The following is a 14037-nucleotide window of genomic DNA, read 5'->3' on the forward strand; positions in this document are numbered from 1 at the left end:
GAGCTAGTTCTGTGCTTGGACGGCCGTGATAGCGATGGTGTTGACAATGTCATCCACCAGGGCACCGCGGGAAAGATCGTTCACGGGCTTGTTGAGACCCTGCAGGATCGGGCCAACGGCCACGACACCCGAGGAACGCTGAACGGCCTTGTAGCCAATGTTGCCAGCGTTTAGTGACGGGAAGATAAACACATTGGCCCTGCCAGCAACGGGGGAGTCTGGCATCTTCTTCCTGGCGACGTTCGGGTCAACCGCAGCGTCATACTGGATCGGGCCTTCAATGAGCAGATCCGGGTTCTTCTCGCGAGCAAGCCTCGTTGCCTCAACAACGGCCTCAACATCGGCGCCCGTGCCCGAAGCGCCCGACGAGTAAGAAAGAAGTGCGATACGGGGGTCCACACCGAACTGGATCGCGGTCTCCGCGGAGGAGACGGTGATGTCGGCAAGCTGGGCCGGAGTCGGGTTCGTGTTAACAGCGCAGTCGCCGTACACCAGAACCCGGTCAGCCATGAGCATCAAGAACACCGACGACACAATCGAGGTGTCCGGCTTCGTCTTGATGATCTGGAACGACGGAACGATCGTCTCGGCGGTCGTGTGGTTCGCACCCGAAACCATGCCGTCAGCATCACCCACGTGAACCATCATCGTCGCAAAGTAGGAGAGGTCCTTGAGCTTCTCGGCGGCCTGCTCTTCCGTCATGCCCTTCTTGGCTCTCAGGCGGGCCAGCTCCGGAACGTAGCGAGACAGATAGGCGGGATCCGCCGGATCAACAATGAGAGCATCGTCGATGTTGTAGCCGCGGTTGTTTGCGCGCTCGCGGATAGTCTTTTCGTCGCCAATGAAGACAATGTCGGAGACGTCGTTGGTGAGGATGATTGATGCAGCCTGGAGAACGCGATCGTCGTCGGCCTCCGGCAGGACGATCCGCCTGCGCTGAACTCGGGCGCGCTCCATGAGCTCCGACTGGAACACGAGGGGGGTTCGGATGGTCGGCTTCTGCTTGAACACCTCAAGGATCGACTCGTCGATCCTGTCCGTGAAGACGGGAACCTCCGGGTGGTCGGCGGTGATTTCCTCGCGGATACCGTCCTGGGCTTGAAGGACAACGACGGCGCTAACCGGAACGTGTGCCCCCGACATTTCAGCCGCCGCGAGATCAATGTAGCCTGCGGTACGCTCAACGCTTCGCTTGCTGCCGTCGGCAACAATTGCGACGGTCGTGCCAAGGTTGGCGGCGGTGCGTCCAGAACGGGAAATTAGGCCCGGGTTAACCGGGTCACCCTGGGTGTGTCCAACAACAAGAACGGCGTCGTAGTCGAGAGAGTACTTGCGGTAGGCACGAATGATGGCGTTCATGGCGGACGCTTCATCTTCGAAGTAGTGATCGCGCGCGGTGCCGTAGCCCGCGTTGAACTCCTTGACGATGACGTCATCCTCCGGAGTTCCGTTGTAGTAGGGGCGGAACACGCCAACCCTGTCGTAGGACGTGCGTAGGATCTCGACTATCTGTCGGGCAATTTCAATTCCTCCGGTCACCTGTTCTGTTGAGGCGAGGTACAGAGAGTCAGTCACGAGCGTCTTCCTTCCGCGAAGCTTCAGATTTACAACCATTATCGGCCATAAGTCCCACTAATTTCTTGGATCATGGCAAATGTGACATAGGATCGTCCCATGTCAACGAGTGGCCGGAGAAGTGATTGGGTGAGAGAAGCGCTCACTCCCAAGATGATTGTTCTCTTCATTCTCCTTGCTATCGCGGCGGCTGTCTGCATCAGACTCGGCTACTGGCAGCTCGAACGAGCCACGGCTCGCGGTGCCGATAGAATCACAGCCGAGCACGAAGAGAAGCTGTCGGGGCCGGCCCTGCCGCTCGATGAAACCCTGCGTTTGCAGACGAACATGAGGGTGGATGAATACGCTTCTCCGGTTTATGTGACCGGCACGTTCTCCGAATGCCAGCTCCGCGTTCTCGACCGCGCGGTCGACAGCAACCCCGCCGAACTCGTCCTTGCGGAATTGACAGTTACCGAGGGCCCGGATGCTGGTGGCGCCGTCCCCGTTATCCGTGGCTGGGTAGAGCCTGGTGCGCCGCTTCCAGCGGTGCCTTCTGGTGACGTTACGGTCTTTGGCTACCTTGCAGCACCCGAGGATTCAATCGGTGGGCTGACCGAAGAAACCGCCGTTTCTATCTCACCAGCGGAGCTCGTCAACGCCTGGGGCGGTCCGATCCTTTCCGGCTATCTTGTCGAGTTCACCCCGGAATCCGTGAACCAAACTCAGATCGATAATCGCGAACCCGTTGAATTCACGGCGCAGCGGACGAGCGCCGACGGCGTTCAGCATGTCCCCCCGCCCAAGCCTACTGAGGAAGGCGGCTTCAACCTTCAAAACGCCGCCTACGCCGTGGAATGGGTGATCTTCGCGGGCTTTGCCCTCTTTATCTGGTTCCGAATCCTTCGTTCCGCGGTCAAGTTGAAACGCGAGGAGCAACTGCTCGATGAGTGGGCGGAAGAATTCCTCAGTGAATCTGAGGACAACAAATTAAGGGGATAGCAAACGGCCTGACTTGTCGGCGTTGACAATACTCATTGCCCACCATCCAATATCGTGCCACGCAGAGTTGCAGCAGACTGTATCCAATCACGCGATGGCGCAACAGCGAAGCCTTGAGAGGCTCGATCAGGTCTTGAGGTAGACGAAGAGAGCCGAAAACGTGAAGAGAGCCGCGACTTCTGTCGGTGCCGTTCGGCCGCCTCTTCTTGACGGTAGGCAGTCAGTTGTTGTGCCATGGCTTCCCGCTCATCAATTTCGCCCTTGAGAAGCTCCCACAATTCACTGGGGAAGAAGTTGTAGCGGGTTACTTCTGAAGAGCCGACACCGGCGCTAGTGCGGCCACGTGCTCGCTCGCATCAGCACTGCACTACTACCGCCAGGGACGGATTCGACATTCTCGATCGCGGCAGGGGTCTACCGAACTGCCGTCAGAGTATCGTAAGTCTTAACTATCATCGCCTCTTTGAGATCGCTTCGGAGGGTGGTACCTACCGTGCGCGCGTTCGTGAAGTCCATACGGTGCTACTCGACGCCGCTGCCATGATCCTCGGTCACAGGAGGATCTGCTGCGGTTACGCCATCCGTTCTGCTCAAGGTGTTTTTTACTCGATCAGTAGTTAGTGGTCGACCTTGGCAAGATCGTTTCTGTCGGAGGTGACACTGTCCGGGGCGGTGAAGGTGGGAATGTGGCTGTGGCGATTGAAGAAGAGTGCGACGACGAGAATGATCGTGCCGGCAAGAGCCAGTAGCACACCTATTGCGGCCGGTGCGCGGTATCCCCAGCCCGCCGTGACAACGAGACCACCCAGGTAGGCGCCGAGTGCATTGGCCGCGTTGAAGGCGGCATGGTTCATGGCGGCACTCATGTTCGGAGCATCTGCTGCTGCCCGCAGGAGGCGTGCCTGAAGGCCCGTGGTGAAGAGGCTCATGGCTATCGCGTTGAGGAACATGAGGGGGAGAACGATATACCAGATGTGCATGAAGGCAGCCATGAGCGAAAGGATCACCGCCATCCCCAACACCCCCGCGAGCGCCGACTTGTCGATGGAACGGTCGATGCAGGGGCCGGCAACGAGTGACCCGACCGTCATGCCACACCCATAGAGAACGAGAACCCAGGGTAGGTACGGTTCGGGGATCATCGCGACCTCGGTCATGGTGGGCGTGATGTACGTGTAGAAAGCGAACGAACCACCAAAACCAACAGCGCCTGCAAGGAGCGGGACCCAGATCTGGAGGCGCGTCATGGACTTCAGCTCGGCGCGTGCCGAGGACGTCCTCGATGCTGGCACAGGGGGCAGAAACTTGAGCAGAGCAAGGATAGTGAGGATCCCGATGCTGGCGATGATGACGTATGCCCACCGCCACCCGAAGGTCGAACCGACCCAGGTTGCGGCAGGCACACCAATAATGTTGGCGATCGTGAGGCCGAGCATGGTGCGGGCCATCGCGGTGCCGCGCTTATCTGGGCTCACGAGGCTGGCCGCGATGACAGCGGCAATGCCGAGGGTGATGCCGTGGGGGAGCCCGGTCAAGAACCGAGCTGCGAGCAAGGTTGGTAGATCCTGGGCAAAGACGGTCAACAGGTTTCCCATTGAGAAGATCCCGGCCGACCAAATGAGCAGGTTCTTGCGGTCCATTCTGCTCGTCAACGCTGTCAGCAGGGGAGCTCCGACTACAACACCGATCGCGTACGCACTCACCGCCCATCCGGCTTGCGGATTGGTCACCCCAAGGTCGGTAGCAATCCATGGGATCAGGCTCATGGAAGCGAACTCGGTTGTTCCCACAGCAAAACCACCGGCCGCGAGTGCCGTGAGAGCCAGAGGAACTGAGCGTGCTGAGGGCATGGAAGGTCCAATCAATAACGTCGTTGAAGGGGCAACCCGGTCTGGAAAAGTCGGCACCAAGATGGTTGCCTTCTAACAGTAGGTCTTTGGACCTGTCGTTGGAAAGCGTTGGCTGCCCAGTGGTGACACGATTCATCACTCGGCAAGTCGGTCGACCACTCGAACGCCACTCAACTAATCGAAGTTCTTCAAGCACCCCGGTTTCGTCGTAGGTTCCTGACTTTGGAAAGGGAATGGGAGCATCAACTAACATAAGAACACGGCGCGCCGCTACTTGGCTGAAGAGATGGTTGCTGTGGTCAGGATGGTGTGTACGATGCGGCGGAGCTTGGCACTTCGCAGGGAACTGTGAGAGGTGTCGCCGATCAATTGGGGACGCAGTGGAATTAGTGCGGTCCGGGGTTTGTCAGGCTGACATTGATGACGGGGTGAAGGTCGCAATCACTACCGGTGAGCAGACACGTATGAAGGAACTTGAGTAAGAAGTGCAAGAACTCAAACGTGCGAATGAAATCTTAAAGCGTGATGCGTCTTTCTTTGGGGCGGAGCAGGGCCGCTAACACAAGAACTAGTCGATTTCATCAACTGGAATGAGTTTGATGTTTTGGCTGGTCGTAGTCTCGGGGTTGAGTGTCTTTGCAGTTTCGTGCAGGTGGCCGTGTCAATGTATTCCGCCGCGAGTGGTATGCCTTCTTCAGCACGAAAACTCCGTGATGCTGAGATTGCGCCGCAGCGACCTGAACTGCGGGATGAGAACGACTTCGTCTACGGTGTGCGCAAATTCTGGAAAGTTGCGAAGCGTGCTCGCATCGATATCGGCCGTGACCAGACGGCCAGGTTCATGAATTTACTCGGTGTCGAGGATATGCGTCGGGAGTAACGAGTGACGACTACCAAGCCTTGCTCGAACGTGGTGCGACATCCTGATCTGGTGAACCGGGTGTTTGGAACTGAGGCGCCAAACCGGCTCTGGGTCACCAACCTCACGCTCGTTCCCACGGGGCAAGGTGTTGTCTATGTGTGCTTCATTATCGACGTGTTCGACCGCGTGATCGTCGGCTGGCGCGTAGCTTTGAACATGAAGACTAAGACTGTACTTGATGTGATTGAGATGGCGGCCTGGTCTCGTGGAAAAAAATTGCCGGAACTGCGGTGCCATTCAGATGCGGGCGCGTAATTGACATCTATCCGCTACGGGGAGTGTCGCGCCAAGATCGGCGCGACACCCTCGATCGGCTCCGTGGGCGATAGCTTCGACAACGTCCTTGCCGAAAGTGTAAACGGCTATGACAAGGTCGAGCTTGTACGTAGGCCAGTCCAGACGGGACCAAAGAGAACGATCGATGATCCCGAACTCGCCATGCTCGGCTGGGTTCGCTGGCGGAGCACGAAACTGGCTCTTCGCAATTGAGGGTGCAGTCGAGGCTTGAATCCGCCGGGCTCCAGGAGTGCTCTGGCGATGAAGTTGGTGAGGTTGCGGATGCTGAGGGCGGAGCCGCGTAGGTGCTCGAGCCGTGGGTTGATCGCCTCGGTGGCGCCGTTGCTGGTGCCGGGGCGGTCGAAGTAGGCCAGGCCGTGGGCGGCGCGTTTCTTCAGGGCGCGTCCCAGGGTACGGACCTCCTCCAGCGCGGCGGGAACGCCGGAGCTGAGCGAGGTGATGAGCTGGGTCATGAGTACTCGGCCGGCAATGCGGCCGGGTGTTCGGTAGGCGGTGATCATCTGTTGGTAGACGCCCCAGGTGGCCCCAACCTCCACGTGCTCCGCGGCCGCAAAGAGTGCCCTGATCCGGGCCTGCTGCTTGTCGGTGAAGAGGTCAGCTCCGGTGTGCAGGGTGCGCCAAGCCCGGTAGAGCCGATCGGGGTGAGGTCGATGACGACGGTGACGTGCTTGTCGCCCAGGTGAGTGTGGCGCCCCACGAGCTCATCGACGCCGACGACTCGCACGCCGTCGAACCGGCCCGGATCCTTGATCAGCAGGCATCTACCTTCGGCCAGAACCGCCGCGCTGGCGGTGTTCCACGACACCGACAGGCCCTCGGCCACGCGCGCGACGGTCAGGTTCCAGGCGCTGGCCGAGCATCTCCAGACCGAGCTCGTCTAGGCCGGTGAATGTAATCAGGTCAGGGCACGTGAAGGAAGCGTCAGGCACGTCGAGGTCTTCCCGATGGGCGGCGTAGGAACCCCCCATCATCGGAAGACCTCGACCCCTATCCAACGAACGACGCGCGAACGACCGCTACACCCTCAACCGCGAAGAGCCTGGAAACTGCAGGTGGGTTCTACGAAAGCGAAAAGCATTGACCGATGTGCGACCGGCCACGTTTGCGGATTTTACTGAATGCGTGTGGTGTGAAACTGGGGCAAAATGGACACCGGAGGTCAGCGCTCTCGGTGCCAAGTTTCCCAGAGTTTTGCGTACGCACCACCCGCTGCCACGAGTTCATCATGGGTGCCGAGTTCGCTAATGAGACCGTCTTCGATCACGGCGACTCGGTCCGCGTCGTGTGCGGTGTAGAGGCGGTGGGCGATAGCAACAACGGTGCGTCCGGAAAGAACTGCTGAGAGGCTCGCCTCGAGCGATCGCGCGGAGCGCGGGTCGATAAGCGAGGTGGCTTCGTCCAGGACGACCGTGTGGGGGTCGAGAAGAACGAGACGAGCAAGGGCGAGCTGCTGGGCCTGGGCAGGGGTGAGCGTTTTGGCTCCCGAACCCACTTCCGTTTCGAGGCCGTTCTCGAGTTCTCGTACCCAACCGAGCGCATCGACGGAACGCAGGGCCTGCTCGAGCTCACCATCGGTGGCGTCGTGCTTGGCGAGGCGCAGATTGTGGGCGAGCGTGCCGACGAAGACGTGGTGCTCCTGGGTGACGAGTGCGACCTCCTTGCGGAGCTCGTCCTCGGTCAGGTCGACCAGCGGAACGCCGCCGACGGTGACGGAGCCACCCGTGGGCGGGTGGATGCCGGCGAGCATGCGGCCGAAGGTGGACTTGCCGGCGCCGGAGGGCCCGACGATCGCCAGGCGTTCGCCCGGAATGAGGTCGAGGTTGATTCCGTGGAGGACGTTGCGTCCCTCGGTGTAGGCGTAGGTGACGTCCAAGGCAACGATGTCGCGGCCTTCGGGCTGTGCACCGGTCGGGGTGCGGTCGGTGTCGACGAGGCGGACGCCGACGATACGAGCGAGCGACACGGATGCGACCTGCAGTTCATCCATCCACATGAGGAACTCGACGAGGGGGTTGCGGAGCTGGGCCGTGTAGAGGGCGACGGTGGTGACCATGCCAATCGTGACGGAGCCGAGCGAGATGAGGTGGGCTCCCCAGACAACCGCGACCGCGGTCGGGAGCGCCGTTCCAAGCAACAGGAAGAAGAACAGCTCCATGCGGAGCTTCGCGGCCCGCGCCTCGGAATCCCATGCGTCCTTCGAAATGATCGACTTCATGCGCTTCCTGCGGGACTCGCCCAGGTCCATTGCGTCAATGGTCCCCACGAAGTCAACAGACTCGGCAACAACCGAGTTCAGGCCGGCCCATGCCTGGGCCTGCCACAGGTACGTGGGTCGGGCGCGCTTCAGGTAGCGGATGGCGGACAGGGTGATGAAGGGGATCCCGATCAGGAGCGACAGGGAAACGAGAGGCGAGGCAATGATTGCCATGATGATTGTGACGACGATCGTGATCGCCGAGGTAATGAGAGCGGGAAGACCAAAGCGAACAACCCACTGGATCCGGTCCACGTCATTGGTTGTGCGCGACAGGAGGTCGCCGGTGCCCGCCGACTCGACGGTCGACAGGGGAAGCGAGGTTACCGAGGAGAGGAACTCTTCGCGGATCTCCGCGAAGACCTGCTCGCCCAGGATCCTCGTGCGTAACTGAACTTCTCGCGTGAGGAATGAGTAAAGCAGGTAGGCGCCAACAACGATAAGGATTGCTCCGTTGACGTAGCCGCGCGTCGTGCCGTCCACGACGGCGTCAACGAGCAGGCCGACAATGTAGGGGACGGCCAGGGCGCTCACCGAAGCGAGCGCATGGATGATGATGACCGTGAGGAAACGCCACCGGTGCCGAGAAATGATCTCTTTGGCGTAGGCGAGAACCTGACGGTTGTCGGCAATGGGGAGAACCTGGTTCATGATTCCTCACCTGTCTGGCGGGTGATGACCCACTCGTAGCGTTGCGCCAGGGGATCGCCTGCGGCGGACTTTTGAAGGAGCTCATCGTGCGAGCCCCGGACGATCTCCTCACCGTTCTCGAGAAGAACGACCTCGTCGACACGGTTGAGAAGAAGGGGAGAACCGGACGTGAGCACGGTGGTCTTGCCGCTCCTGCGTTCCATGAGCCTCTTGGCAATCCGGTCCTCCGTGTGGGAGTCAACGGCGGAGGTGGGCTCCACGAGAATGAGGACCTCGGGATCGTCCAGGATGGCACGCGACAGTGCGACGCGCTGACGCTGACCGCCGGAAAGCGAGCGGGCCTTCTCCGTGATCTCACCCGACAGGGAGTTATCGAGAGACGACAGGACGTCGTGAGCATCCGAAGCTTCGAGCGACGACATGATGTCCGGATCCCTCGACTCATTCGCAGGGGACTCGGCAGCGGCCGGGCCGAACACGGCCGCACGGGATGCTGCGAGCGGTCGGTCGATCGTCTCGTACGGCGTGCGTGCATCAATAACGGAACGTAATTGGCCACCAAACAGCTCGGGAGTGGCCCTTGCTAGAAGTACTCGCTTGCGCACGAGAGTCAGCGGCATGGTCCGTATATCGATACCGGAAACGGTGACGTCCGAGACCTCGTCATCGATGCGAGCAAGACGCTCGGCAAGCTCTGCCGCATCCGAGGGATTGGTTGTCACAATCGCGGTAGCAACGCCCGGTCGAATGGTGATCCCGGTGGTCGTGTCAACGATCGGTCCCTTGAACGGATTGTGCCCGGGCATAGCGGTCGCGGAGGCAAAGTGAACGTCGTCGGACGGACTGACGGTGCCCGGAGCGACGGTTTGCGAGACTCGAGCGGGCTGTGATGCCCCGGACGTTTCAGCTGTTGCCGAGGTGCTATTTTCCACCGAGCGCTTGGCGTCCTTCTCCGCGGCGAGCCTTTCCTCGAGGGTTCCGGAGATGGGCTGGATGCGGAAGATGTTGAACATCTTGCGGGCTCCAACGCGGGCGCGACCAAACTGGGTCACCACCATCATGACGATTTGGAGGGGGCGCACCAGGTAAATGGTGAGGCCAAACAGGGCAGTGAAGTCACCGATGGTCAGCTCCCCATCCATGGCCAGCAGGGCGCCCTGCCACATGACGAAGGCGGTGAAAATGCCGGGGATGAGGATTTGGAGGCCGTCGATCCACGACTGCAGGCGAGCCACGGCATTGCCGGCTTCGCGGACCTTCTGGGACTGCTCCGAGTAGCGGGCCGCGAACTGGGTTTCGCCGCCGATGCCGCGGAGCACGCGAAGGCCCGCCACGGTGTCCGTTCCAAGTGCGGTGAGCTTGCCCTGCTCGTCACGCTGGACCTGCTGGCGGGACTGCAGCGGCTTAATGAGAAGCGAGGCGGCCGCCGTAATGATCGGAACGCCAATGAGCACGACCAGGCCGAGGGTGACGTTCTGATTGAGCAGCACGATGGCGACGGTAAGGAAGGCGAAGAGCCCACCGATCAGGCGGGGGATGAATTCGACGAGGTTACCGACGTGCTCGGCGTCGCTCATCGCGGTGGCGACGACCTCGCCGGTCGACTTCTTGCGCAGGATTGCCGGGCCGGACCTGGTCACGTGATTGTGGACCTGAGTGATGGAACGCAGGGATGTTCTCATCCACAGGACAATTTCAAAGCCGTGACCAAACGCCATGGTGACCGCCTGGACGAGGGCGAGGATTGCCAGCCAGCCGGCGACGATCCACACGGCCGAGGTTGCCCCGTGTTCCATTCCCGAGTCGAGAGCAATTCCGAGAACAACCGGGGTGATGGCTCCAACGATTTCCTGGATGGACCGGAAGGCTACGCCTGCTGCCACCTGCTTCTTTGACGTGGCGATGAGGTCGACCATGATGGCGCGCGGTCGGTGCGCCGGAAGCGGTTTGTCGACAGCCGGAGGAAATGAAAACACTCAGACAGACTAGTCCACCGGACGGGCCGTTACCTGCCCAAAAATGGGGTGGTGATCACCGGCTATTTAACGCGGAAATTTACCGGTAAATGTCAGTTCTTCGGGGTCGTAAATGGGGGCGATGGCGAGCGTGGGCAGGCATCTGATACTTGCGGAAGAAGTGCCGTTGCTTACCTGTTGTTTGGGGCGTGTGCTGGCTGGAGTTTTTCGGTCGTAGTATGGAGGGCAGGAGATCCTGCGATCAGTAAAGGAAGATGACGTGGCCTCAGCATTGCCCGAACCGACGCGTGAAGAGCGTGTGCAAGCTCGATTGGCGAGGGAGGGAGCCGAGAAGAAGTCAGCAATTGCCCTCCTGTTCTACAAGGTCATGGCGTACGTGACCGGCTTCTGGCTCCTGCTTCTCGTGGTGGAGATGGTCCTCAAATACCTCGTCGACGTGAACGGCAACCACGAGCCCGTCATCGGCACCTGGGTCGCGATCGTGCACGGCATGCTCTACGTCGTATACGTGCTTGCCGTGTTCAACCTCTGGTCGGTCATGAGGTGGAGCTTTAGCCGTATGATTTACCTCATAATCGCAGGTGTTGTCCCGGTTCTGTCGTTCGTTCTCGAGCGGAAGGCAGCATCCTGGTACCGAGAGGACCTTCCGGGGGCCCTCGATGCGGTGGAGGGCAGGGCCCTGCGCCGCGCACAGATCTCGCGCCTCAAGTCAGAGCGCGAAAGGTAGGAGAACATGGAACAGCAGACCGTCTACGTCGTCGACAACGGCGCACAGTATGCGCAGCTCATTGCCCGCAGGGTCCGGGAAGCGGGCTACTACTCGGAGATCGTGCCGCACTCGATCGATACTCAGAAGCTCCTCGACAAGAACCCGGCCGCCCTCATCCTTTCCGGGGGTCCGTCCTCCGTCTACGAAGAGGGCGCGCCCGCCCTCGACCCCCAGCTACTCAATGCCGGCGTTCCCGTGCTCGGCATTTGCTACGGCTTCCAGTCCATGGCGAACGCTCTCGGCGGCACCGTCGACAAGACGGGCGAACGCGAATACGGTCACACCGATATTGAGGTCACCGGCGGCCTCCTCGGCGACGGTCCGGACCAGTCCGTGTGGATGAGCCACGGAGACGCGGTCTCCGAAGCGCCCGAGGGCTTCACGGTCACCGCGACCTCCGCAGGTGCCCCCGTCGCTGCCTTCGAAGACCGCGAGCGCAAGCTCTACGGCGTCCAATGGCATCCCGAGGTCCGGCACACCCCCGGCGGTCAGGAGCTCCTAGAGCGCTTCCTCGGTGAGGGTGCGGGCCTTCATGCCACCTGGTCAACCGGTTCGATCATTGATGAGCAGGTTGCCCGGATCAAAGCCCAGATTGGTGATGCGAAGGTTATTTGTGGCCTGTCGGGCGGCGTTGACTCCGCCGTGGCCGCAGCCCTCGTCCACAAGGCTGTTGGCGATCAGCTGACCTGCGTGTTTGTGGATCACGGCCTGCTCCGCCAGGGTGAACGCGAGCAGGTGGAGCGCGACTTCGTGACCGCAATCGGCGTCAAACTCATTACGGTCGACGACTCCGCGGTCTTCCTCGATGCTCTTATCGGTGTCACCGATCCGGAAGAGAAGCGTAAGACGATTGGCCGCGAGTTCATTCGTTCCTTCGAGCGGGCCACCCGCCTGGTCTCCGAAGAAGAGGGTGGGGTTAAGTTCCTCGTTCAGGGCACCCTGTACCCGGACGTTGTCGAGTCCGGCGGGGGAGATGGCGCCGCGAACATCAAGTCGCACCACAACGTTGGCGGCCTGCCGGACGATCTTGAGTTCGAGCTGTGCGAGCCGCTACGCGAACTGTTCAAGGATGAGGTCCGTGCCGTTGGCCGCGAGCTTGGCATCCCCGAAGCCATCGTTGGTCGTCAGCCCTTCCCGGGCCCCGGCCTCGGCATCCGCATCATCGGCGAGGTCACCCGCGAACGTCTCGACATTCTGCGCCGCGCCGACTTCATTGTCCGCGAAGAACTCACCGCGGCCGGACTCGATTCTGAGATCTGGCAGTGCCCCGTCGTTCTGCTTGCCGGTGTTCGTTCCGTCGGTGTCCAGGGTGATGGTCGCACGTACGGTCACCCGATCGTGCTCCGCCCCGTCACGTCCGAGGATGCCATGACCGCGGACTGGTCCAGGTTGCCCTACGACGTGATCGCAAAGATCTCGAACCGAATCACCAACAGCGTGGAGGAGATCAACCGCGTTGTTGTCGACGTGACCTCGAAGCCCCCGGGCACCATCGAGTGGGAGTAGTTAGCCGGTGAGGCCCGCGGATAGCGGGCCCCACCGCTTTAACTGTGCGAGAAGCACTCCCGCACGTGGGAAACCGTCTCGCACGTGGGAAACACTCTCGCACGTGGGAAACACTCTCGCACGTGAGGATTGGAGAGCGCCGCCCTCGAGTGAGAGTCCGATCGGAGTTCCCCGTTTAGAGCCATTCCAGACTGTGGAATGGCTCTTTTCCCCTGATTCGCTCAAAACTACTCCATTTTTTAGGACTTTTGTCCGCCCGACTTCGGCTGTATATATTCGAAAAATATAAAGATTCATGCCCAGATTGTCCCAATTCAGCGAATAAATATTTATGACAATTGGGTCAAAAGGGTGATGACGGACACGAGGGGTTACGAATTGTTACCGAGATCCCGCCAGTTTTCCGCAACGCTGGCGTGAGGTAACAAATGTATACTTGTCCGAATTTTTCGCGGGCCATAAATTTGTAGTCAACAGGGCAGGCAACGGCCAGCTCGACAGGCGGGTAGCGCAACAGTTGCCCAAAGGAGGAAGTAATGACAACTAAGCTTGGGAAGATCACCGGAATCGTCACTCTGGTCTTCGGCATCCTTTTCGTTGCCACTGGTGCAACCGCATGGTTCATGGTTACGAGCCAGCTGAAGGAAGAGAACATCACGGTCTCGTCTGACGCATCGTTCGCTGCTGGCAACCAGGTCTCCGGCCCGATCTCCGCATTCGCGCAGGCAGAGGTCATCAAGAAGCACGCCCTCGCCATCTCCGACGGCGAAACCTACGCCACGCTTGGCACCCTCGCCTCCGAGGCTGAGGAGGCTGGCGATCAGGAAGCTGCCGATGCGTACAGTGCTCAGCGCAACACGCTCATGAACGCCTCGTTCCTCCGCTCCTCGCTCTTCACCTCCGTCCTCGCATACGGCGTCGCGCTGTTCGCGATCGGCGTCGGTGTCTGGATGCTCCTCATGGGCTCGACCATCATGGCCGAAGGACGCCGGAACAACGGAGCCCGGGTCTAAGACCCACGGCTTGCCGACAAGGCACCAAAACTGACTGAGACGCGCGGCTTCGGCCGCGCGTCTTTCGTCTCTAGCGAGCCACGTACTTTCCGGCTTTGGAGCCCTCGCATGTGTCTCTGGGAGCGGCATTGGCTCACGCCCGGTCAATTGGGGAGACGATCAACTCGCGCCCGGCGACGACCCGGTATTCACCGACCGGTATGCGGTCGTCTCCCCAGCTGAACTCTGTTCTCGCCTGGCCTG

8 protein-coding genes and 2 pseudogenes are annotated in these 14037 nt (G+C 60.5%); 5 read left to right on the forward strand and 5 right to left on the reverse strand.

Annotated elements, in window-relative coordinates; translation table 11 throughout:
* Nucleotides 1–3 precede the first annotated feature (3 nt).
* The gene (gene pta, locus ACTHUY_RS04555) at nt 4–1575 is read right to left on the reverse strand and encodes a phosphate acetyltransferase (protein WP_441677834.1); all 1572 of its coding nucleotides are present in this window, start codon (nt 1573–1575) and stop codon (nt 4–6) included.
* 129 nt (nt 1576–1704) lie between these two features.
* Here pta and ACTHUY_RS04560 point away from each other — a divergent pair, with 129 nt between their 5' ends.
* Nucleotides 1705–2556 carry an SURF1 family protein gene (locus ACTHUY_RS04560; RefSeq protein WP_441677836.1) on the forward strand — a complete coding sequence of 284 codons (852 nt, stop codon included), beginning with the start codon at nt 1705–1707 and terminating at the stop codon, nt 2554–2556.
* Nucleotides 2557–3173: 617 nt separating this feature from the next.
* On the opposite strand, the gene ACTHUY_RS04565 is transcribed toward ACTHUY_RS04560, so the two are convergent.
* Nucleotides 3174–4406 (reverse strand): MFS transporter, encoded by a 1233-nt coding sequence (locus ACTHUY_RS04565; protein WP_441677838.1) that lies wholly within the window; start codon nt 4404–4406, stop codon nt 3174–3176.
* A gap of 286 nt (nt 4407–4692) precedes the next feature.
* On the opposite strand from ACTHUY_RS04565, the pseudogene ACTHUY_RS04570 reads away from it, so the two are divergent.
* Nucleotides 4693–5799: pseudogene (locus tag ACTHUY_RS04570) on the forward strand (IS3 family transposase); the annotation flags it as partial.
* An 11-nt stretch (nt 5800–5810) separates the two neighbouring features.
* Here the strand turns inward: ACTHUY_RS04570 and ACTHUY_RS04575 are convergent.
* From ACTHUY_RS04575 to ACTHUY_RS04585, 3 genes and pseudogenes are all read right to left on the reverse strand, one after another.
* A pseudogene (locus ACTHUY_RS04575) lies at nt 5811–6466 on the reverse strand (transposase); the annotation flags it as partial.
* Nucleotides 6467–6784: 318 nt separating this feature from the next.
* Nucleotides 6785–8530, reverse strand: coding sequence for an ABC transporter ATP-binding protein (locus ACTHUY_RS04580; protein ID WP_441654481.1), 1746 nt, complete (start codon nt 8528–8530; stop codon nt 6785–6787).
* The gene (locus tag ACTHUY_RS04585; RefSeq protein WP_441677840.1) at nt 8527–10506 is read right to left on the reverse strand and encodes an ABC transporter ATP-binding protein; all 1980 of its coding nucleotides are present in this window, start codon (nt 10504–10506) and stop codon (nt 8527–8529) included. The genes ACTHUY_RS04580 and ACTHUY_RS04585 overlap by 4 nt, the downstream gene beginning before the upstream one ends.
* Before the next feature lie 259 nt (nt 10507–10765).
* On the opposite strand from ACTHUY_RS04585, the gene ACTHUY_RS04590 reads away from it, so the two are divergent.
* The 3 genes from ACTHUY_RS04590 (at nt 10766) to ACTHUY_RS04600 (ending at nt 13794) form a co-directional block, all read left to right on the forward strand.
* Entirely contained in the window at nt 10766–11233 is a 468-nt protein-coding gene (locus ACTHUY_RS04590) for a DUF3817 domain-containing protein (RefSeq protein ID WP_441677842.1), read from the forward strand.
* A gap of 6 nt (nt 11234–11239) precedes the next feature.
* Nucleotides 11240–12781, forward strand: coding sequence for a glutamine-hydrolyzing GMP synthase (gene guaA / locus ACTHUY_RS04595; RefSeq protein ID WP_441654478.1), 1542 nt, complete (start codon nt 11240–11242; stop codon nt 12779–12781).
* A 536-nt stretch (nt 12782–13317) separates the two neighbouring features.
* Nucleotides 13318–13794 (forward strand): hypothetical protein, encoded by a 477-nt coding sequence (locus tag ACTHUY_RS04600; protein WP_441677844.1) that lies wholly within the window; start codon nt 13318–13320, stop codon nt 13792–13794.
* Nucleotides 13795–14037 lie beyond the last annotated feature (243 nt).

It is taken from the genome of Flaviflexus sp. (assembly GCF_052087705.1).
Taxonomy (GTDB): Bacteria; Actinomycetota; Actinomycetes; order Actinomycetales; family Actinomycetaceae; genus Flaviflexus; species Flaviflexus ciconiae.

Bases quoted from the DNA above. Each gene is read 5' to 3' on its own strand.
- ACTHUY_RS04565 (WP_441677838.1), bottom strand. From the start codon at position 4,406: ATGCCCTCAGCACGCTCAGTTCCTCTGGCTCTCACGGCACTCGCGGCC.
- ACTHUY_RS04600 (WP_441677844.1), top strand. From the start codon at position 13,318: ATGACAACTAAGCTTGGGAAGATCACCGGAATCGTCACTCTGGTCTTC.
- guaA (WP_441654478.1), top strand. From the start codon at position 11,240: ATGGAACAGCAGACCGTCTACGTCGTCGACAACGGCGCACAGTATGCG.
- ACTHUY_RS04580 (WP_441654481.1), bottom strand. From the start codon at position 8,530: ATGAACCAGGTTCTCCCCATTGCCGACAACCGTCAGGTTCTCGCCTAC.